Annotated in this window: 19 protein-coding genes and 1 pseudogene; 9 read left to right on the top strand and 11 right to left on the bottom strand. The window is 68.6% G+C overall.

The genetic code is table 11. The annotated features are described in order from the left end of the window. Positions 1-6: 6 nt before the first annotated feature. Together C8P69_RS03530 and C8P69_RS03525 are read left to right on the top strand one after the other, a co-directional pair. Entirely contained in the window at positions 7-303 is a 297-nt protein-coding gene (locus tag C8P69_RS03530) for a nucleotidyltransferase family protein (RefSeq protein WP_108174460.1), read from the top strand. Then, entirely contained in the window at positions 303-656 is a 354-nt protein-coding gene (locus C8P69_RS03525) for a HepT-like ribonuclease domain-containing protein (protein ID WP_108174459.1), read from the top strand. The genes C8P69_RS03530 and C8P69_RS03525 overlap by 1 nt, the downstream gene beginning before the upstream one ends. Here the strand turns inward: C8P69_RS03525 and C8P69_RS03520 are convergent, their stop codons facing one another. From C8P69_RS03520 to C8P69_RS03485, 8 genes and pseudogenes are all read right to left on the bottom strand, one after another. After that, positions 657-1586, bottom strand: a complete 930-nt coding sequence (locus C8P69_RS03520; RefSeq protein ID WP_108174458.1) for an N-carbamoyl-D-amino-acid hydrolase — start codon at positions 1584-1586, stop codon at positions 657-659. It abuts the gene before it with no gap. After that, positions 1583-2746 carry a diaminopropionate ammonia-lyase gene (locus C8P69_RS03515; RefSeq protein WP_108174457.1) on the bottom strand — a complete coding sequence of 388 codons (1164 nt, stop codon included), beginning with the start codon at positions 2744-2746 and terminating at the stop codon, positions 1583-1585. The genes C8P69_RS03520 and C8P69_RS03515 overlap by 4 nt, the downstream gene beginning before the upstream one ends. A 3-nt stretch (positions 2747-2749) precedes the next feature. Further along, positions 2750-4279: an aldehyde dehydrogenase family protein gene (locus tag C8P69_RS03510; RefSeq protein ID WP_108174456.1), complete on the bottom strand. Its 1530-nt coding sequence runs from the start codon at positions 4277-4279 to the stop codon at positions 2750-2752. After that, a pseudogene (locus C8P69_RS03505) lies at positions 4276-5157 on the bottom strand (NAD(P)-dependent oxidoreductase); the annotation flags it as partial. The pseudogene C8P69_RS03505 and the gene C8P69_RS03510, both read right to left, overlap by 4 nt. Positions 5158-5283: 126 nt before the next feature. Further along, positions 5284-6429 carry an amino acid ABC transporter permease gene (locus C8P69_RS03500; RefSeq protein WP_108174454.1) on the bottom strand — a complete coding sequence of 382 codons (1146 nt, stop codon included), beginning with the start codon at positions 6427-6429 and terminating at the stop codon, positions 5284-5286. Between the two features lie 3 nt (positions 6430-6432). Beyond that, a complete protein-coding gene (locus C8P69_RS03495; protein WP_108174453.1) occupies positions 6433-7611 on the bottom strand; it encodes an amino acid ABC transporter permease in 1179 nt (392 codons plus the stop codon). A gap of 115 nt (positions 7612-7726) precedes the next feature. Continuing rightward, entirely contained in the window at positions 7727-8761 is a 1035-nt protein-coding gene (locus C8P69_RS03490) for an amino acid ABC transporter substrate-binding protein (protein ID WP_108174452.1), read from the bottom strand. A gap of 366 nt (positions 8762-9127) precedes the next feature. Beyond that, a complete protein-coding gene (locus C8P69_RS03485; RefSeq protein ID WP_245901841.1) occupies positions 9128-11032 on the bottom strand; it encodes a sigma 54-interacting transcriptional regulator in 1905 nt (634 codons plus the stop codon). Positions 11033-11225: 193 nt separating this feature from the next. Here C8P69_RS03485 and C8P69_RS03480 point away from each other — a divergent pair, with 193 nt between their 5' ends. The 7 genes from C8P69_RS03480 (at position 11226) to C8P69_RS03450 (ending at position 16821) form a co-directional block, all read left to right on the top strand. Next, positions 11226-12608, top strand: a complete 1383-nt coding sequence (locus tag C8P69_RS03480) for a CmpA/NrtA family ABC transporter substrate-binding protein (RefSeq protein ID WP_108174450.1) — start codon at positions 11226-11228, stop codon at positions 12606-12608. Positions 12609-12637: 29 nt separating this feature from the next. After that, complete coding sequence (locus C8P69_RS03475) at positions 12638-13102, top strand: nuclear transport factor 2 family protein (protein ID WP_108174449.1); 465 nt, start codon at positions 12638-12640, stop codon at positions 13100-13102. A gap of 31 nt (positions 13103-13133) precedes the next feature. Continuing rightward, positions 13134-13979 (top strand): nitrate ABC transporter permease, encoded by an 846-nt coding sequence (gene ntrB, locus C8P69_RS03470; RefSeq protein ID WP_108174448.1) that lies wholly within the window; start codon positions 13134-13136, stop codon positions 13977-13979. Between the two features lie 5 nt (positions 13980-13984). Continuing rightward, positions 13985-14875: an ABC transporter ATP-binding protein gene (locus C8P69_RS03465; RefSeq protein ID WP_108174447.1), complete on the top strand. Its 891-nt coding sequence runs from the start codon at positions 13985-13987 to the stop codon at positions 14873-14875. 43 nt (positions 14876-14918) lie between these two features. Next, positions 14919-15407, top strand: a complete 489-nt coding sequence (gene cynS / locus C8P69_RS03460; RefSeq protein WP_108174446.1) for a cyanase — start codon at positions 14919-14921, stop codon at positions 15405-15407. Between the two features lie 67 nt (positions 15408-15474). Further along, a complete protein-coding gene (locus C8P69_RS03455; protein WP_170118103.1) occupies positions 15475-16299 on the top strand; it encodes a CE1 family esterase in 825 nt (274 codons plus the stop codon). Positions 16300-16371: 72 nt separating this feature from the next. Then, positions 16372-16821, top strand: coding sequence for a BLUF domain-containing protein (locus tag C8P69_RS03450; protein ID WP_108174444.1), 450 nt, complete (start codon positions 16372-16374; stop codon positions 16819-16821). Positions 16822-16837: 16 nt separating this feature from the next. Here C8P69_RS03450 and C8P69_RS03445 read toward each other — a convergent pair whose 3' ends face one another. The 3 genes from C8P69_RS03445 to C8P69_RS03435 all read right to left on the bottom strand — a co-directional run bounded on the left by C8P69_RS03445 (position 16838) and on the right by C8P69_RS03435 (position 19474). After that, the gene (locus C8P69_RS03445) at positions 16838-17626 is read right to left on the bottom strand and encodes an ABC transporter ATP-binding protein (RefSeq protein ID WP_108174443.1); all 789 of its coding nucleotides are present in this window, start codon (positions 17624-17626) and stop codon (positions 16838-16840) included. Continuing rightward, positions 17623-18396 carry an ABC transporter permease gene (locus tag C8P69_RS03440; RefSeq protein ID WP_108174442.1) on the bottom strand — a complete coding sequence of 258 codons (774 nt, stop codon included), beginning with the start codon at positions 18394-18396 and terminating at the stop codon, positions 17623-17625. The genes C8P69_RS03445 and C8P69_RS03440 overlap by 4 nt, the downstream gene beginning before the upstream one ends. A 115-nt stretch (positions 18397-18511) precedes the next feature. After that, positions 18512-19474, bottom strand: a complete 963-nt coding sequence (locus C8P69_RS03435; RefSeq protein ID WP_108174441.1) for an ABC transporter substrate-binding protein — start codon at positions 19472-19474, stop codon at positions 18512-18514. Positions 19475-19636: the final 162 nt, after the last annotated feature.

The following is a 19636-nucleotide window of genomic DNA, read 5'->3' as shown; positions in this document are numbered from 1 at the left end:
TGCTCCATGACGCGGGAAGAGGTCATTGAAAAGCTCAAGGCGACCGAGAGCGAGCTGCGCGCCCTCGGCATCGGCGAGCTCTACCTTTTCGGCTCCTACGCCCGCGGCGAAGCCACCGAAGACAGCGATGTGGATGTGCTCGTGACCTTCGGCCCGCAGCCGGGGAACCGCTTCCGCAACTTCATGACCACCCGCGAGCTTCTGCAGGATGCGGTCGGTCGGTCCGTAGACGTCGGAACGCCGGCCAGCTTCTCTGTTCGGGTTCGGCAGGAGATTGAGCGGGATGCGGTCCGGGTTTTCTGATGAGGAAGCCGCCGCGATCCATAGAGCTGAGACTTGAGGATGTCCGGGAACAGATCGCAATTGCGCGCAAGGCGGTCCGTAGATCGACGCTAGCCGACGCGATCGCCGATCCCGTCTATCGCAATGCTATTGAACGCTGCGTTTCTGTGATCTCTGAAGCTTTGCGCCACGTCCCCGACGACCTCACACGGGATCATGCTCATGTCCCATGGTCCAAGATCCGGGGCATCGGCAACATTATCCGCCATGACTACGAGCGGATCGACCCCGGCGTTCTCCACGATATCGTGTTGTACGAACTGGACTCACTCGATGAAGCCTGCGCGACGCTTCTGATGAACCTCCCCCGCTGATCACCCGCCCGCCTTCACCGCGCCCCTCTGCTCGACGATGCGCCGGTACTGGTCGGGCTGGCGGTGCATGTCGAAATTGAAGGTCGTCGCCTTGTAGCTCTTTGTCAGGTCGAGATCGCAGCGCGCGACGACGAGTTCGTCGTCCTGGGTCAGCGCCTGGCCGATGACCTCGCCGGTCGGCGCAATGATCGAGGAGCCGCCGATCATCTCGCAGCCCTCCTCCACCCCCGCCTTGGCAACGCCGACGACCCAGGTGCCGTTCTGGTAGGCGCCGGCCTGCATGACCAGCTGGTTGTGGAACTCGGAGAGCCGGTCATGGTCCGGCGCCGGCGGGTTGTGGCGCGGCGTGTTGTAGCCGAGCAGGATCATCTCGACGGATTGCAGGCCCATCACCCGGTAGCTCTCGGGCCAGCGGCGATCGTTGCAGATCATCATGCCCATGGCGCCGCCAAAGGCGTTCCAGGTGCCCCAGGACAGGTCCCCCACCTCGAAATAGCGCTTCTCCAGGTGCTGGAAGGCCCGCCAGGGCTCGTGGCCGGCATGGCCGGGAAGATGGATTTTCCGATATTTCCCAACGATCTCTGCGGATTTGTTCACAAGGATCGCGGTGTTGAAGCGCCGCCCCTCCGGCGTCAGTTCTGCATAGCCGAGGGAGAAGCCGATGCCGAGCCGCTTGGCCTCGGTGAAGAGCGGCGCCGTCTCGTTCGAGGGCATCTCGCGCTCGAAGAAGGCGTCGATCTCGGCCTGATCCTCCATCCACCAGCGCGGGAAGAAGGTCGTCAACGTCAGCTCGGGGAAGACCACCAGATCGCAGCGGTGGGAGGCGGCCTCCCGCATCAGCTCGACCATGCGGGCAACGACCTCGCGCCGCGAATGGGCACGCTGGATGGGGCCCATCTGCGCGGCCCCGACGGTGACGATGCGGCTCATGCGGCGGCCCTTTCGACATCTTCGGCGGCGCGGCCGACGATCTCTCGGTAAATGGCGGGATCGGTGGCGCCCTCGGTGCCGATGCACAGGACACGGGACGTCGCATCCAGGCGCAGCAGCGCCCGCGCCGCGGGATCGGCGGCGGCGGCCATCAGCCCGGCAAGGCCGGCGACCCCTGACTCGCCTGCGGCAATGCCCAGTTCGGCGAGACGGCGCATGGTGTCGGCAGCCCGGCCGTCCGGAATGTCCATGAAGGCATCGGCGCCGGGCGACAGCAGCGCCCAAGCGAGTTCGGAGGGCTCGCCGCAGGCAAGGCCCGCCATGATCGTGTCGAGGTCGCCGCCAACCGTGGTCCAGCGCCGCGCGGCAGCGCTTTCGAGCAGGCAGGCGGCACGGTTCGGCTCGACCACGACGAGGATCGGCCGGTCGGCCCCAAGGCTCTCCCAGGTCCAGGAGAGCATGGCTGCGGCAATGCCGCCGACGCCGCCCTGGACGAAGACATGGGTCGGACGCGCGCCCTGCGCCTCCGCCTCGAGCCCCAGCACCGCATAGCCCTGCATGACACCGCGCGGGATGAGGTCATAGCCCGGCCAGGACGTGTCGGAGACGATGGTCCAGCCGTTGGCGGCCGCGGCTTCCGCCGAGGCCCGCACGGCATCGTCGTAATTGCCGGGCACGCGGCGCACCTCCGCGCCATAGGCGGCGATGGCATCGGCGCGGCCCTGGCTCACGGTCTCATGGACATAGATGACCGCGCGCACGCCGAGCCGGCGGGCGCCCCAGGCCACGGCCCGGCCGTGATTGCCGTCGGTGGCGCAGGTGACGGTCAGGCCCTCGGCCGACCCGCGGGAGACCACCAGCCGCTCCACCGCATAGGCGCCGCCCAGGGCCTTAAAGCTCTTCAGCACGAAGCGGTGCGCCTCGTGCTTGTAGAGGATCGCGCCGACCCCCGCCTCTTGCGCCAGGGCGTCGAGCGACAGGAGCGGCGTCGGCGCGTAGCCATCCCAGGCCGCGATGGCGGCATGGGCGGCCCGGCCACCCTCCCGCGACAGGATGGCGCGCTGTTCGGCCCCATAGGGCAAGGACCGGTCGAGGTCGGGATTGGCGAGGAGACGGCTGTCGCCGCCGACGGTCAGGATCGTGGGGCTCGGCGATGTCATGGCTTACCCCGCATAGCCGAAGCCGACGGCCGGCGCCTCGGCCGTCTCCACCCAGACGCTTTTCGTCGTGGTGTAGGCGTGCAGCGCCTCAAGGCCGGACGAGCGGCCATAGCCGGACTGGCCGAAGCCGCCGAAGGGGCTCATCACGTTGATGGTCTTGTAGGAATTGATCCAGAAGGTGCCGGCGCGCACCTTGGCGGCGACGCGGTGGGCGCGCCCGACATCGCGGGTCCAGACCGCGCCCGCGAGGCCATAATCCGTGGCATTGGCGAGCGTCACGGCCGCCTCCTCGCAGTCGAAGGGCGTCACCGCCACGACCGGGCCAAAAACCTCCTCGCGGGCGATCTCCATGGTGGGCGTCACGCGGTCGAGCACGGTCGGCGCGTAGAAGAAGCCCTCCCCGCTTCCTTCAGGACGGCCACCGCCGGCCGCGACCACGGCGCCCTCGCCGATGCCCGCCTGCACCATGCCGTCGATCTTCGACCATTGGCCGCCATGGACGATGGGGCCGATCTGGGTTGCCTCATCCAGAGGATCACCGACCGGAATGCGCGGAGCGGCCTTCGCCAGGCGCTCGACGAATTCGGCGTGGATGGAGCGGTGGACGAGGAGGCGCGAGCCGGCGACGCAGGACTGGCCGGCGCCGGAGAAGATGGCGGCCTGCGCCCCCAGCACGGCGCGGTCGAGATCGGCATCGGGAAAGACGATGTTGGCGGACTTGCCGCCGAGCTCCAGCAGGGTCGGCACCACGCGCTTCGCCGCGGTGGCGGCGATGCGGGCGCCGGTCTCGCGCGATCCGACGAAGACGACGAGCCGGGTCAGCGGATGGGCGACGGCCGCAGCGCCCGTCGTGGCGCCAAGCCCCGCCAGGACGTTGACCAGGCCCTTCGGCACGCCGGCCTCCTCGCAGATGACCGCGAGGGCCAGCGAGGTGAAGGGCGTCAGCTCCGAGGGCTTCAGCACGACCGCATTGCCGGCGGCGATGGCCGGGGCGATCTGCCAGCCGGCGGTGAAGATCGGCGCATTCCAGGGGGTGATCTGCACCACCGCGCCAAAGGGCTCGCGCCGGACATAGTTGAGGTGCGAGGTCGGCACCGGAATGACATCGCCGTGGAGCTTGTCGGCCCAGCCGGCATAGTACTCGAACATCTCGGCGACCTTCGCGACCTCGACGCGGGTGTCGCGGATCGGCTTGCCGGAGGCGAGCGTCTCCAGTTCGGCGAGGGCCCCCGCCTTGGCCCGCACCCCCTGCCCGATGGCCCAGATGACGCGGCCGCGCGCAGAGGCCGGCATGGCGCCCCACGCGGCGAAGGCCGGCACGGTTGCCTCCAGCGCCTGCGCGGCGGCGCTCTCGCCACCATCGCGGAAGCTGGCGAAGGGCTTGGCCGTAACCGGATCGACGAGGGTGATGGCCTCACCGGTGCCGACCACGGTTTCGCCGGCGATGCGCGAGCCGATGACCCCGCCCGGCACGAGGGAGGCGAAGAGCGCCGCGACGCGGGCAGCGGTGTCGGGACGATGATGGAGCGTCATGGGGCCGTCTTGTCCTCGACGATGCGGTTGAAATCCTCGCCATCGGCGAGGCGAGCGGCGCTGTCCGCCCAGATGCGGGCCACGAGTTCGCTGACTGGAAGATCAGCGCCAACCTCCGCGGCGAGCGCCGCCGCGAGGCGCACGTCCTTGCGCATCAGGCCCATGGTGAAGCCGGAATCGAAGGCGCCGTTCAGCACCCAGCGGGGATAGTTGACCTCCGAGACCGCCGAGCGGCCGGAGGCGGCATTGACCACAGCCAGCACGTCCGCCGCGGGAACGCCGGCGGCCTCCGACAGGCGCACGGCTTCGGACACGGTGAGCAGATGGGCGCCCACGAGGAGATTGTTGACGAGCTTGGCGACATTGCCGGCGCCGGGACCGCCAACATGAAGCCGCTTGGCGCTGATGGCCTCCAGCACCGGCATGGCGCGGGCGAGGTGACCAGCCTCGCCGCCGATCATCATGGTGAGCGTGCCGGCCTCGGCGCCCGCTGGGCCGCCCGAGACAGGTGCATCGATGAAGCCAAGCCCCTTCTCGGCCGCGAGGGCCGCAAGGCGGCGGGAAACGCCGGCCTCCGAGGTCGAGGTATCGACGAAGACCGCGCCCTTTGGTGCTTTCGCGAGGAAACCATCGGGCGCCTCGACGACCTTCGCCACCACATCGGCCGTGGGCAGCGAGGCGATGACCACGTCGCTGGCTGCGAAGAGATCGGCGAGGCCGAGGGCGATGACGCCCTTCGCCTCCGCCAGGGCCACCCGGTCAGGCGAGGGATCGCTGCCATAGGTGCGGAAACCCTTGGCCACGCCATTCGCGGCCATGCCAAGGCCCATGCGCCCGAGGCCCACGACGCCGATGCTCAATGCCCTCACCCGGACCCCCTGCCCTGTGCTGCGCGACCCGCCCGGCGAGACTGGAGCGGTTGCTCATCAAAGGGTCAAGGCGCGAGATTGGGCAGACCCGGTGATGGCAAGCTGCCATGCGCCGGGGCTGGTTGTGACGCGAGGTCAGCGCACTTTTTCCGGGCTGAGATCGCGTTCGAGGCGCTGGGAGTAGCGGCTCATCGTGTAGCAGGCGACGAAATAGACGAAGGCGGCATAGAGATAGGCCTCCGTCGCGAAGCCCAGCCAGTTGGAATCGCCGAGCGCCGAGCGCAGCGTCGTGAAGAAGTCGAAGATGCCGATGATCAGCACCAGCGTCGTGTCCTTGAACAGGCCGATGAAGGTGTTGACCTGGGCGGGAATGGTGATCTTCAGCGCCTGCGGCAGGATGATGAAGCGCATGGTCTGCGCATAGTTCAGGCCGACGGAGGCGGCGCCCTCGAACTGTCCCTTGGGGATCGCCTGCAGGCCACCGCGGAAGACCTCGGCCATGTAGGCCGCGGCGAAGACGATGAAGGCGATCTGGGCGCGGATCAGCCGGTCGATCTCGACGCCCTGCGGCATGAAGAGCGGCACGATGAAGGTGGCGATGAAGAGGAGCGAGATCAGCGGCACGCCGCGGATGAACTCGATCCAGGCCACCGACAGCGCGCGCACGATCGGCCGCTTCGAGCGGCGGCCCAGCGCCAGCATGATGCCGATCGGATAGGCCATGGCGAGGCCGAAGACCGAAAGGAAGATGGTGACGAGCCAGCCGCCCCACAGCCGCGTCGCCACCGGCTCGAGGCCGGGAATGCGGATGCCGAGGACGGAGCCGCCCATCAGGCCCCACATCACGCCAAGCACGCCGACCCAGCCATAGACGAGTTCGCGCCGCCAGAAGACGCGCTGCGTCGACAGCGCGACCATCGCAGCGAAGATCACCAGGACGGTCGCGGGCCGCCAGCGCTGCTCGAAGGGATAGAGGCCGAAGACCGAGAACCAGAACTTCTCGCCGATGAAGGCCCAGCAGGCGCCGCCCGCCTCGCGGCACTGGGCGGCGGTGCCGACGAAGGTGGCGTTGAACAGCGCCCAGGAGAGGAAGGGCGGCAGCAGCCAGGCGAGGAGCCCGAGGCAGACGATCGTGATGACGGCGTTGCCGGGCGTGCCGAAATAGGTGCGCAGCAGTGCGACCGGCCAGGAGGGCCGGACGCTCGCCGGGGGCTTCAGGTCGGCCAGGCGCTCGCTGGCGACGAAGGCGGTAAAGGTGGCGGGGGCGACGGGAGGGTTCATGGGTCAGCGCTCCCGGATCGCGACGCGGCCGTTGTACCAGTTCATGAAGGCCGAGGTGACAAGGGAGATGGTCAGGTAGACCACCGCGAAGACGAGGATCACCTCCACGGCACGGCCGGTCTGGTTCATCGTCGTGTTGGAGACGTGGACGAGGTCAGGGTAGCCGATCGCCACCGCCAGCGACGAGTTCTTCGTGAGGTTGAGATACTGGCTGGTCAGCGGCGGGATGATGACCCGCAGCGCCTGCGGCAGGATGACGAGGCGCATGATGCGCGGCGCCGGCAGGCCCAGGGCATTGGCGGCCTCCCACTGGCCCTTCGACACCGAGACGATGCCGCCGCGGACGATCTCGGCGATGAAGGCGGCGGTGTAGAGCACGAGGCCGAGCAGCAGGGCGACGAATTCGGGCGAGAGCTCGACGCCGCCGGAGAAGTTGAAGCCCTGCAGGACCGGCACCGAGAGCGTTGCGGGGAAGCCCTGCGCGGCGAGGGCGAGGAAGGGCAGGCCGATGATCAGGCCGGCGGCGATGGGCAGCAGCGGCGGCGCGTCGCCCGTCGCCTCGCGGCGGCGCTTCAGGGCCTTGGCCGCGACGATGCTGGCGACAAGGCCAGCGACGAGGGCCCAGATGGCCGGCCACAGCGCCGGCGACCACTCGACCCAGGGCATCTTCATGCCGCGGTTCGACAGGAACATGCCGGGACCCACCGGCAGGGCCTGACGCGGACCGGGCAAGGCGTTGATGATGGCGTACCAGAGGAAGAGCTGCAGCAGCAGCGGCGTGTTGCGCACGACCTCGACATAGCCGGCCACGATGCGCGCGAGCAGCGGATTGGAGGACAGGCGCATGACGCCCACCGCGACGCCGAGCAGGGTCGCGAGCACGATGCCGACGACGGCGATGCGGAGCGTGTTGAGCAGGCCGACGAGGACGGCGCGCCCATAGGTGTCGGTGGGCGCGAAGCTGATGAGCCCCTCGCCGATGGCGAAATTCGCCTGCCGTCCCAGATAGTCCCAGCCGAAGGCGAGACCGCGGGCCAGCATGTTGGCCGACATGTTGTTGAAGGCGGCCCAGACGACCATCACGACGAAGACCACGAGCCCGGTCTGCAGGGCGAGCCCGCGCTTGACGGGATCGTTCCAGAACGCCGTTTTCGGCGCAGTCGGGCGGTCGGTTGTGGTCATGGCACTGTCCCGGGGCGGCGGCGGATGGCGACGGGGCTTCGCAAATCCCGTGCCCGGTATGGCGAACCCCGGGGCGCATGGCGCGCCCCGGGGCCGACGGTCATATGAGGCGCGATCAGCGGGCCGGCGGGGCGTAGAGCAGGCCGCCGTTGGTCCAGGTGCGGTTCAGGCCGCGCTCCAGGCCGAGGGGCGTGTTCGGGCCGAGATGACGCTCGAAGATCTCGCCGTAATTGCCGAAGGCCTTGATGATGGCGCGCATGTAGCCGGGATCGGCGGCGCCGAGGGCGGCGCTCATGCCCGGCTCGGTGCCGAGCAGGCGACGGATGCGCGGATCGGTGGCGGTGGTGGCCATCTGGTCGACGTTAGCCTGGGTGATGCCGAACTCCTCGGCGTCGATCAGGCCGAAGACGGTCCAGGCGACGATGTTGGTGAGCTCCTCGTCACCCTGGCGGACGACCGGCGAGAGCGGCTCCTTCGACATGCGCTCCGGCAGGATCACGTGATCGCGCGGATTGGTGAGCAGCACGCGGGCAGCGGCGAGCGCGGCGAAGTCGTTGGTGAAGACGTCGCAGCGGCCCTGGTCGTAGGCGCGGCGCAGCTCGTCGAGCGCCTCGATGACCACCGGGCGGAAGGTCATGTTGTTCTGGCGGAAATAGTCCGCGAGGTTGAGCTCGGTGGTGGTGCCGGGCTGGACGCAGACGGTGGCGCCGTTGAGCTGCTTGGCGGAGGTGACGTTGAGGCGGCGCGGCACCATCACGGACTGGCCGTCATAGAAGACGATGGCCGGGAAGTTGAAGCGGTTGACACCGGTGTCGCGGGTCAGCGTCCAGGTCGAGTTGTTGGAGAGGATGTCGACCTCGCCATTGGTCAGCGCCGGGAAGCGCGACTGGGTCGTCACCGGAACGAACTCGACCTTGTTCGGGTCGTTGAAGATGGTGATGGCGACGGCGCGGCAGATCTCGACGTTGAAGCCGCCCCAGACGCCCTGGGCGTTCGGCACGCCGAAGCCGGGGTTGGACGGGCCCTGCACGCCGCAGCGGATGGTGCCGCGGGCCTTGATGGCGTCCAGATCGCGGCCGGCCTCGGCGGCCGTCGGGCCGAAGACGAGGGCGGAGGCCGCAAGGCCCGCCAGGACGAAGTTCCTTATCATTCCCAACTCTCCTGATGAGGTCCCGCGCGCCGGACGCGGCATCGGCGGGACGATCGTTGGCCACCGGTGCGTCCCGGAAGCTGCGCAAAGGTCTGCAAATGGCGGCCGGCTTTTCAACGGGACCATCAATCTCTGTGACAATTTGCATCAGCTGCGCTGATCGGTGGCACCGTACCGGGTGGCCTGCCGCTTCTGGCGTCACGCGACGCCGGAAAGGCCGGGATTCACGGTGTCATCACACCGTTGCAGAGCCGGCACTGTGCACAAGGATGAGGCGACGCGCCGCAGGCCGGCAGACCCGGCCGGGAGGCGGCCGCATGCGTTGCGGCGATCCGCCGCAGCAACCCCTGCGGGTAGCGTGGCCGATCAGGGGGACGGACGGGACGTGCTGCGCCAGGCCCGCGGGTCGAGACCATGGGCCTTGAGGCGCGAGGCGAAGGTCGTCGGCCTGACGCCGAGCCGCTCCGCCGCGCCACCGGGACCGGAGATCTTGCCGCCGGCAAGGTCCAGCGCTGCCATGAGGCTGCGCCGGTCGCGCTGGCGTCGCTCCTCCTCGGTGAGGAGACCATCGGCGGGCAGCACGATCGGCTCGGGAGCCGTGGGACGGGGTGCGGTTCCCGGCAGGTCGATGGTCAGGCGGCCGTTGCGGGCGAGGATCGCGGCGCGCTCGATGACATTCTGCAATTCGCGGACATTGCCGGGCCAGTCATAGGCGGCAAGCCGCCTCACATCGCCCTCCGACAGGCCGAGGCCCGAAACCTTCAGCTTGCGTTCGGCATGGCGGAGGAAGTGGAGGGCGAGCGGCGCCACATCCTCGATGCGCTCGCGCAGGGGCGCCGAATGGATGGGGAAGACGTCGAGGCGGAAATAGAGGTCCTCGCGGAAGCGCCCTGCCCTCACCTCGGCCCGCAGGTCGCGGTTGGTCGCGGCAATGACGCGGACGTCGACCGTGCGCGTGCGCTCCTCGCCGACGCGCTCGAACTGCCCCTCCTGCAGGATGCGCAGCAGCTTGCCCTGCAGTTCCAGCGGGATCTCGCCGACCTCGTCGAGAAAGAGCGTGCCGCCATCGGCGAGCTCGAAGCGGCCGATGCGGTCGCGCAGCGCGCCGGTGAAGGCGCCCCGGACATGGCCGAAGAACTCGCTCTCGAAGAGTTCGCGCGGGATGGCGGCGCAGTTGACGCGGATGAGCGGGCGGTCGCGGCGGGCGCTGGCCTCATGGATGGCGCGGCCGATCAGCTCCTTGCCGGTCCCGGACTCGCCGGTGACGAGGACGGTCGCATCGGTCGGGGCGACGAGATCGATCTGCCGCTGCACCTTCTGGATGGCGGAGGAGCGGCCGATGATGCCGCGGTGATTGCTCTCGAGGCGGATTTCCTCCTGGAGATAGGCGTTCTCGCGCTCCAGCCGCTCGCGCAGGCTGTCGACCTCGGCGAGCGCCTGGCGCAGCTTCTCCTCGGCCTCGCGGCGCTGGCTGACATCGCGGAAGACGATGACCGCGCCGATGATGGCGCCGCGTTCGCGGATGGGGGTCGAGGTATATTCGACCCAGAGCGGCGTGCCGTCCTTTTTCCAGAAGACCTCGTCGGTGACGGTCTGCACCGCGCCATTGCGGAAGGCGGCGTAGATCGGACAGGCCTGGTTCGGATAGGGCGAGCCATCGGCGCGGTGGTGATGGACGAGCGAGTGCATGTCCTTGCCGACCAGTTCCTCGGCCGTCCAGCCAAGCAGGGCCTCGGCCGCCGGGTTGACAAAGGTGGTCTTGCCGTCGGCATTGACGCCATAGATCCCCTCGCCTGCCGCCTTGAGGATCAGCTGGTTCTCCTTCTCGATGGTGTGGAAGAGGCGCTCGACGCGCTTCCACTCGTCGATGCCCTGGCGGAGCGTACCGTCGGCATCGGCGTCGATGTCGCGGCGGTGGCGGGCCTCGAGATCGACCATCGTCAGCAGGACCAGCGGCTCGGCGCCCGCCCGCAGCACCGTGCCGGCATATTCGACGCGCAGCGTGCCGCCGCCGGCCTTCAGCGGCGACAGGCTGCGGGTATGGGCAACGCCCCGGTAGAGGACCTCCTCGGTGAAGACGACCAGGGCCGGCCGCTGGCCGCGGTGCAGGTCGGTGATGCGCAGCGCCCGCAGCGCGGCGGCGGGATAGCCGAGAAGGCGCTCGGCCGCCGGGTTGGCGTCGACGATGGCCGCCGAGCGCGGATCGATGACCAGCGCGGCTTCGGGAAGCGCGGTGAAGGCGGCGCCGGCAGGTGATGCGGTCGGGATCACGGCGGGTCTCCGGATGTCACGACATATCGTGAGAGTACCGACGAGACTTCGTCAATGACGATTTTTCGTAATTGGCCATTCGTAGCGCCCATCCAGCGGTTCTGCGGCTTTGGGTCGCCACGGCCGATTTGGCCCCGCCCTTGCAAGCTCCTCCTGGCGATCGCCGTCCACCGCAACCCCGAAGGATGACCCCATGGCCCTGTTCGACAATCCGTTCAATGCCGCGAAGCGTTTCCTGAAAGGCTGCGCCTGCGGCCGCCATGCCTCCGATGCCGAACATGAGGCGTCCATCCGCGCCGAGGCGACCGCCGTCGAGGCAGCGGGCGAGGAAAGCCGCTACCGCCGCGTCGTCGAGCAGGCGGTGATGCGCGCGCTGTTTCCGAACGACACCCATCGCCGCGCCTTCCTGAAGACGGTCGGCGCCTCCACCGCTGCCGCCGCCATTGCCAGCTTCTTCCCCATCGGCGCGGCGACGGAAGCCCTTGCCCAGACCGGCCCGATCGAGAAGAAGGACCTCAAGGTCGGCTTCATCCCCATCACCTGCGCCACGCCCATCATCATGGCCCATCCGCTGGGCTTCTATTCGAAGCACGGCCTCAACGTCGAAGTGGTGCGCACCGCCGGGTGGGCGGTCATCCGCGACAAGACCCTGAACAAGGAATATGACGCCGCCCACATGCTGGCGCCGATGCCGATCGCCATCACCATGGGCGTCGGCTCGAACCCGATCCCCTATTCGGTCTCGGCGATCGAGAACATCAACGGCCAGGCCATCACGCTTGCCAACAAGCACAAGGACAAGCGCGATCCGAAGGACTGGAAGGGCTTCCGCTTCGCCGTGCCCTTCGACTTCTCGATCCACAATTACCTGCTGCGCTACTACCTCGCCGAGGCCGGCCTCGATCCGGACCGCGACGTGCAGATCCGCGCCGTGCCGCCGCCGGAAATGGTCGCCAACCTGCGCGCCGACAATATCGACGGCTTCCTCGGCCCCGACCCGTTCAACCAGCGCGCGGTCTTCGACGGCGTCGGCTTCATCCACATCCTCTCCAAGGAGCTGTGGGACGGCCACCCCTGCTGCGCCTTCGCGGCGAGCCGCGAGTTCGTCACCACCATGCCGAACACCTATCGCGCTCTGCTCAAGGCGATCATCGACGCCACGGCCCATGCCCAGAAGCCGGAGAACCGGCGCGAGATCGCGACCGCCATCGCCGCGCCGAACTATCTCAACCAGCCGGTCACGGTGCTGGAGCAGATCCTCACCGGCACCTATGCGGACGGCCTCGGCCAGGTGAAGCGCGACCCGAACCGCATCCAGTTCGACCCGTTCCCGTGGGAGAGCTTCGCGGTGTGGATCCTCACCCAGATGAAGCGCTGGGGCCAGATCCGCGGCGACGTCGACTACAATGGCATTGCCCGCCAGGTCTTCCTCGCCACCGATGCCGCCGCGATGATGCGCGAGCTCGGCCTGACCCCGCCCGCCACCGCCAGCAAGAGCTTCTCGGTGATGGGCAAGGCCTTCGATCCGGCCAAGCCCGAGGAATACATCTCCTCCTTCGCCATCAAGCGCAGCTGAGGCGGCGGCAGACCGCCATCGGAGCCACCATGACCCGGCCTCCCATCCCGCCGTTCACCCTCGAGACGGCGCGCCAGAAAGTGCGCGCCGCAGAGGACGCGTGGAACACCCGCGACCCCGACCGGGTGGCGCTTGCCTATACCGAGGGCAGCACCTGGCGGAACCGCTCGGAGTTCTTCGCGGGACGGCCGGCGATCCGCGCCTTCCTCGCCGCCAAATGGGCGAAGGAGCAGGATTATCGGCTGATCAAGGAGCTCTGGGCGTTCCACGAGATCCGCATCGCCGTGCGCTTCCAGTACGAGTGGCACGACGGCGCGGGGCAGTGGTTCCGCTCCTACGGCAACGAGCAATGGCAGTTCGACGCCGACGGCTACATGGAGCGGCGCGAGGCGAGCATCAACGACGTCCCCATCACGGAGGCCGAGCGCCGCTTCACCTGGCCGCTCGGCATCCGCCCCGCCGACTTCCCCGGCCTGACGGAGCTCGGCCTGTGACACCTGTCCTTCCCACCTTCGAGGTCCGGCCATGACGCGCTCGATCGGCCTTCGCGCCCTCGTCCTCTCCCTCGTCATCCTCGGCGTCTTCCTCGCCGCCTGGCATGTCGCCGTCAGCGGCGGCGGCGCGGGCGGCCAGGCGGTCGACCCGGAATATGCCAAGCTCGTGGGCGCTGCCGCCGCGACCGGCGGCCAGACACCGATGCCCGGCCCGATCGATGTCGGCAAGGCGATCTGGAAGCACCTCTCCGACCCGTTCTATGTGCGCGGCACGAATGACATGGGCATCGGCATCCAGCTCGCCTATTCGCTCGCCCGCGTGCTGCTCGGCTTCGGCATCGCCGTGGCGGTGGCGGTGCCGCTCGGCTTCCTGATCGGCATGTCGCCGCTGGTCTACCGGGCGCTCGATCCCTTCATCCAGGTGATGAAGCCCATCTCGCCGCTCGCCTGGATGCCGCTCGCCCTCTACACGATCAAGGATTCCTCGCTCTCCTCGATCTTCGTGATCTTCATCTGCTCGCTCTGGCCGATGCTGATCAACACGGCCTTCGGCGTCGCCTCGGTCCGCAAGGACTGGCTCAACGTCGCACGCACGCTGGAGGTCGGGCCGGTGCGCAAGGCCTTCACGGTGATCCTGCCGGCCGCCGCGCCCACCATCCTCACCGGCATGCGCATCTCGGTCGGCATCGCCTGGCTGGTCATCGTCGCGGCCGAGATGCTCGTGGGCGGCACAGGCATCGGCTACTTCGTCTGGAACCAGTGGAACAACCTGTCGCTGACCGACATCATCACGGCCATCCTGCTGATCGGCCTCGTCGGCATGGCGCTGGACCAGATCCTCGCCCGCCTCACCCGCCTCGTGACCTATCAGGAGTGACGCGCGTGGCCTCGTCCTACATTTCCATCGAGGGCATTGCCCGCCGCTTCCCCGCCCCCGAGGGCGGCAAGACCACCATCTTCGAGGACCTGTGGTTCGGCATGGAGCGCGGCGAGTTCGTCTGCGTCATCGGCCATTCCGGCTGCGGCAAGACGACGGTGCTGAACATCCTCGCCGGGCTCGACGAGCCGACCGAGGGCGCCGTCATCATCGACGGCAAGGCCATCGAGGGCCCGAGCCTCGACCGCGCCGTCATCTTCCAGAGCCACGGCCTGCTGCCCTGGCGCACCGTGCTCGGCAATGTCGCCTATGCCGTCGCCTCTAAGTGGCGCGACTGGCCGAAGGCGAAGGTCGAGGAGCACGCCCGCAAGGCCATCGCCACGGTGGGCCTTGCGGGAGCCGAGATGAAGAAGCCCTCGCAGCTCTCCGGTGGCATGAAGCAGCGCGTGGGCATTGCCCGGGCGCTGTCCATCGAGCCGAAGATCATGCTGATGGACGAGCCCTTCTCGGCGCTCGACGCGCTGACCCGCGGCACGCTGCAGGACGAGGTCCGCGGCCTGTGCCGCACCACCGGCCAGACCGTCTTCATGATCACCCACGACGTCGACGAGGCGATCTATCTCGCCGACAAGATCGTGCTGATGACCAACGGCCCGGATGCCCGCATCGCCGAGATCGTCGTCAATCCTTTGCCGGCTGATCGTTCGCGCCACGACGTGCACAAGCACCCGGCCTTCTATCCCGTGCGCAACCACATCATCGACTTCCTGGTGACGCGCTCGAAGAGCTTTGCCGCCGAACTCGCCACCCCCGGCAAGGTGTGGAACCGCCGCTCGCCGCCGCTGGTCACTCCCGGCGCCCCCGATCCGACGCCGCCGCTGGCGCGCGCCGTCTGACGACCACCCCCGAAACCCCGAGCAATCCCTAAGGAGACGGACGATGATCCGCGAAGAGCTCACGGAAAAGATCCTCGACATCAAGCGCGAGAAGGGCTGGACCTGGAAGCACATCACCGACGAGATCGGCGGCATGTCGCCGGTCCTGGTGATCGGCGCGCTGCTCGGCCAGCACAAGCTGGTGAAGCCGCTGGCGAAGAAGGCCGCCGCCCTGTTCGGCCTCACCAGCGCCGAGGAGGCCATGCTCAACGAGGTGCCCTATCGCGGCACCGGCACCTCCATGCCGCCGACCGATCCGCTGATCTACCGCTTCTACGAGCTGGTCCTCGTCAACGGCCCGGCCTGGAAGGCGATCATCGAGGAGGAGTTCGGCGACGGCATCATGTCGGCCATCGACTTCAACATGGAGTTCGAGCGCGAGCCGAACCCCAAGGGCGACCGGGTGAAGATCACCATGTCCGGCAAGTTCCTGCCCTTCAAATATTACGGCAACGAGCAGGGCATCCCCGACTACGGCTTCAAGGAGGCGTGATCGGCGGGGGCTTCCGGTGACGGTCGCGGCAGGCGAGACTGCCGCGACACCTTTGCCGGAGCCCCGCTTGCGCCCTGCCGCGATCGCCCTTGCCGTCGCGGCCCTCGCCGCCGCTCCCGCCGCCCGCGCGGCGGAGGCCTGCCCGCCCGCCGCGCCCTGCGCGGTGTCCGGCGGCACCTATGCCCTCGCCGTGCCCTCCGGCTGGGACGGCCGGCGGCCCCTCCCCCTGGTCGTCTTCTTCCACGGCCTTGGCGAAAGCCCGGCCCTGGTCCTGTCGCGCGCCGACATGATCGGCCTGGTGGAGAAGGAAGGCATCATCCTCGCCGTTCCCGCAGGGCTCGAGGCGCGCTGGTACGTGCGCCCGGGCGGCCCGCGGCCGCGCGACGACCTCGCCTTTGCCGCGGCGGTGGTGGAGGACGTCATGGCCCACCACCCCGTCGACCCGACCCGGGTGGTCGCCAGCGGGTTCTCGGCCGGCGCCTTCCTCACCTGGACGCTGGCCTGCGACAGGCCCGGGCGTTTCACCGGCTTCCTGCCCATTGCCGGCGGCCTGTGGCACCCGGTGCCGGAAGGGCCATGCCCGGGCGGGCCCGTCGCCATCCGCCATGTCCATGGCCGCGCGGATCGCACCGTTCCGCTGGCCGGGCGGGCGCTGTCCGGCGGCGTGCGGCAGGGCGACATGCGGGCGAGCCTTGCGACCGCCCTCGTCACCAATCAATGCGCGGCGGTGCCGGAGGTGGCGGAGACAGAGGCCGAGACCTGCACGACCTGGCGCGGCTGCCGCAGCGGTGGGCTCTCCTTCTGCACCCATCCCGGCGGGCATGACATGGACGGACGCTTCATCGCCGAGGGCCTCGCCTGGCTGGCCGGCCTCAAGGGGCCGGGCAAGTGACATGTCAAAAGACACTGGGCACGGCGCTGCAATCCGGCATGATGCCCAGCTTCACGACACGGAAAGACGCGCATGGGTGAGACGACCGGCCTCATGCGGCTGACCTATTTCAGCCGCCACGACCTCCCCTGCGACGCGGAGGGCTTCCATCCGGCCTTTGCCGCGATCGAGGCCGAGGCGGTGCCGCGCAATGCCGCCCTTGGCATCACCGGGTTCCTCGTCTGCGCGCGGACCTGGTTCGCCCAGGTGATCGAGGGCCCGCTCGATGCCATCGAGCAGCTCTACGGCGTGATCTCCGGCGACCTCCGCCACCGCGACCTGCAGCTTGTCGAGCATGTGGTGGCACAGCGCAGGCTCTTCCCCGACTGGCACATGGCCATCGGCACCGCCTCGCCGCAGGCCGGCATGGTCTTCGCGACCCTCGACTTCTCGGAGGTCGAGGCGCCGGAGGGCCGGCTGCCCCGCGACTTCCACGACCTCGCCGCCGATCTCGCGGCGCTGAAGCGCCTCGCCGCCGACTGAAGCGCTCGCCTCCCGCTCAGAAGCCCGCCTGGACCGCGATGATCGTCTCGGAGCGGATGTCCTCGGTCAGTTGCTCCTCGAGCCGGCCGAATTCCGGCGTCGTCTTCAGCTTGTAGGACCGCGGATGGGCGAAGGGGATCGCGACCTCGCTCTTGAAGCGGCCGGGGCGCGCGCTCATCACCAGCACGCGGTTGGCCATGAACACCGCTTCTTCGATGTCGTGGGTGACGAAGAGAACGGTCTTGCGGTGCTCTTCCCAGATGGAGAGCAGCAGTTCCTGCATCAGCGAGCGGGTCTGGTGGTCGAGCGCGCCGAAGGGCTCGTCGAGCAGCAGGACCTTCGGGTCGTTGGCGAGCGCCCGGGCGAGCGCGGCGCGCTGCTGCATGCCGCCCGAGAGCTGCTTGGGGTAATGGTTGGCGAACTGGGTGAGGCCCACCTGCGCCATCAGCTTCTCGGCGATGGCGCGGCGCTCGGCCGCCGGCGTGCCGCTCTCGCGGGGCCCGAAGGCGATGTTCTCGGCGACCGTCAGCCAGGGAAAGAGCGTGTAGCTCTGGAACACCATGCCGCGGTCAGCGCCCGGGCCTGAGACCGGCTTGCCGTCGAGGGTCACCGTGCCCGTGGTCGGCCGGTCGAGCCCGGCGACGATGCGCAGCAGCGTGGACTTGCCGCAGCCCGAGGGCCCGAGGATGGCGACGAAATCGCCCTCGGCGACCGTGAGATCGACCGGCGCGAGCGCCTGGACGGGAGCGCCCCCGCGCACGCCCGGAAAGGTGCGCGAGACGCCCGCAACGACGACGCCGCTCATATGGTGCTCCAGGGAAACAGCTTCTGGTTCACGGCCTTGAACAGGAAGTCGGAGATGAGGCCGATGACGCCGATGACGATGATGCCGAAGATCATCTGACCGGTGGCGAGCAGCGCCTGGCTTTCGATGATCATGTGGCCGATGCCGGAGGACGAGCCGATAAGCTCGGCGACGATGACATAGGTCCAGGCCCAGCCGAGGACGAGGCGCAGGATCTCGGCGATCTGCGGGGCGGCATAGGGCACCATGACCCGGGCGACGATGCCCTGGTCACGCGCGCCGAGGGTGAGCGCCGCTTCCACGAGGTCCCGGCGGATGGAACCGACCGCCACAGCCACCATCAGCACGATCTGGAAGACCGAGCCGATGAAGATGACGAGAAGCTTCTGTTTCTCGCCGACGCCGGCCCACAGGATGAACAGCGGGATGAAGGCCGAGGCCGGCAGGTAGCGGGCGAAGGAGACGAAGGGCTCGAAGAAGGCCTCGACCGGCTTGTAGGCGCCCATGGCAAGGCCGAGCGGCACGGCGACGAGGGCCGCCAGAACAAATCCGCCGACGACGCGCCAGACCGTCACGCCGATATCGACCAGGAAGCCGTGGTTGGTGAGCAGATACCAGCCCTCGCGCAGCATGGTGACGGGGTCGGCGAGGAAGATCTTTGGCACCAGGCCGCCGAAGGTGACCGCTGCCCAGGCCGCGAAGAAGATCACGAAGAAGGCGATGCCGAGGACGACGCGCGCCGTCGGCGATACGGGCTCGAGGGGTTTCATGGGGTCATCCGGAGGACCAGGAAGATAGACAAGGCACGGAACGCGTCATGCCCGGCACAAGGCCGGGCATGACGGCATCAGCGGTCGCGACGGGCGCGGACGACGTGCGCGCCCGTTACTGGATGAAGCGCGTGTCGACCATGGTGTCGAAGTTCGGCTTGGTGCGGATGATGCCGAGCTCCAGCAGCAGGTCGGCGGCCTTCTCGGAGAAGGTGCGCCACTCGCCGGCGAAGAAGGTCTTGTTGGCGGCCTGGTCCTGCCAGCGCAGGTACTGGGCCGAGTTGCCGAACTGCTCCGCCGTCTGGCGCACGTCGGCGCCCATGATGCGGTAGGCCTCGGCCTGGTTGGTCTTGATCATCTCCAGCGCCTCGAAATAGCTCTTGGCAAGCGCCCGGACGGCGGCCTCATTGGCCTGGATGAAGGCCGGGGTGCAGCCGAACGTGTCCATCACCATCGGATAGTCGAGGGTGGTGGCGATGATCTTGCCGGCCTGCGGGGCGGCGCGCACCGAGGACAGGAACGGCTCGTAGGTCATGGCCGCATCGTTCTGGCCGGCGACGAAGGCCTGGGCGGCCGGGCCCGGCTCCATGTTGACGACGGTGACGTCGCGGATCGACAGGCCGTTCTCGCGGAGCATCCAGGCGAGGGTGAAATAGGGCGCGGTGCCCGGCGCCGAGGCGGCGACCGTCTTGCCGCGCAGGTCGCGGATCGAGTTGATGCCGTTGCGCACGGCCATGCCGTCGGCGCCGTAGCTCTTGTCGAGCTGGAAGAGCTGGGTGGTGGCGATGCCGTTGGCGTTCCAGACGATCCAGGTCTCGACCGTCGTCGCGGCGCACTGGATGTCGCCGGAGGCGATGGCGAGGTGGCGGCTGGCCTGCGGGATCTTGCGGATCGTCACGTCGAGGCCGTTGCGGGCGAAGATGCCGGCTTCCTTGGCGAGGGTCAGGGGCGCGAAGCCGGTCCAGCCGGAAATGCCGATGGCGACCTTGGTCTGGGCGAAGGCCGGGCCCGCGACGGCGAGACCGAGGCCGAGCGCCGCGCCGGCCAGAAGGCGGCGCAGGGTGGACGGTTGCGACATGGTTGTTCTCCTCTGGCGGCCGTCTTGGAAAGGGCCGCTGCTGACCGCACTCTAGGAGGGCGGTTCCATGCTGTGGCATACGGATTTATGCGTATCCCACCGAAAAGTTTGCGCCGCAGCACGGGGATCGACGCGTTGGCTTCCGTCCAATAGCGGCGCCGC

This window comes from Phreatobacter oligotrophus (genome assembly GCF_003046185.1).
Lineage (GTDB): Bacteria > Pseudomonadota > Alphaproteobacteria > Rhizobiales > Phreatobacteraceae > Phreatobacter > Phreatobacter oligotrophus.
The sequence above is the reverse complement of the archived record's forward strand: the minus strand, read 5'-3'. Positions and strand labels throughout refer to the sequence as shown.

Bases quoted from the DNA above. Each gene is read 5' to 3' on its own strand.
- C8P69_RS03445 (WP_108174443.1), bottom strand. From the start codon at position 17,626: ATGAGCGGCGTCGTCGTTGCGGGCGTCTCGCGCACCTTTCCGGGCGTG.
- C8P69_RS03490 (WP_108174452.1), bottom strand. From the start codon at position 8,761: ATGATAAGGAACTTCGTCCTGGCGGGCCTTGCGGCCTCCGCCCTCGTC.
- C8P69_RS03525 (WP_108174459.1), top strand. From the start codon at position 303: ATGAGGAAGCCGCCGCGATCCATAGAGCTGAGACTTGAGGATGTCCGG.
- C8P69_RS03450 (WP_108174444.1), top strand. From the start codon at position 16,372: ATGGGTGAGACGACCGGCCTCATGCGGCTGACCTATTTCAGCCGCCAC.
- C8P69_RS03515 (WP_108174457.1), bottom strand. From the start codon at position 2,746: ATGACATCGCCGAGCCCCACGATCCTGACCGTCGGCGGCGACAGCCGT.
- C8P69_RS03520 (WP_108174458.1), bottom strand. From the start codon at position 1,586: ATGAGCCGCATCGTCACCGTCGGGGCCGCGCAGATGGGCCCCATCCAG.
- C8P69_RS03475 (WP_108174449.1), top strand. From the start codon at position 12,638: ATGACCCGGCCTCCCATCCCGCCGTTCACCCTCGAGACGGCGCGCCAG.
- ntrB (WP_108174448.1), top strand. From the start codon at position 13,134: ATGACGCGCTCGATCGGCCTTCGCGCCCTCGTCCTCTCCCTCGTCATC.
- C8P69_RS03500 (WP_108174454.1), bottom strand. From the start codon at position 6,429: ATGAACCCTCCCGTCGCCCCCGCCACCTTTACCGCCTTCGTCGCCAGC.
- C8P69_RS03530 (WP_108174460.1), top strand. From the start codon at position 7: ATGACGCGGGAAGAGGTCATTGAAAAGCTCAAGGCGACCGAGAGCGAG.
- C8P69_RS03435 (WP_108174441.1), bottom strand. From the start codon at position 19,474: ATGTCGCAACCGTCCACCCTGCGCCGCCTTCTGGCCGGCGCGGCGCTC.
- C8P69_RS03510 (WP_108174456.1), bottom strand. From the start codon at position 4,279: ATGACGCTCCATCATCGTCCCGACACCGCTGCCCGCGTCGCGGCGCTC.
- C8P69_RS03440 (WP_108174442.1), bottom strand. From the start codon at position 18,396: ATGAAACCCCTCGAGCCCGTATCGCCGACGGCGCGCGTCGTCCTCGGC.
- cynS (WP_108174446.1), top strand. From the start codon at position 14,919: ATGATCCGCGAAGAGCTCACGGAAAAGATCCTCGACATCAAGCGCGAG.
- C8P69_RS03495 (WP_108174453.1), bottom strand. From the start codon at position 7,611: ATGACCACAACCGACCGCCCGACTGCGCCGAAAACGGCGTTCTGGAAC.
- C8P69_RS03480 (WP_108174450.1), top strand. From the start codon at position 11,226: ATGGCCCTGTTCGACAATCCGTTCAATGCCGCGAAGCGTTTCCTGAAA.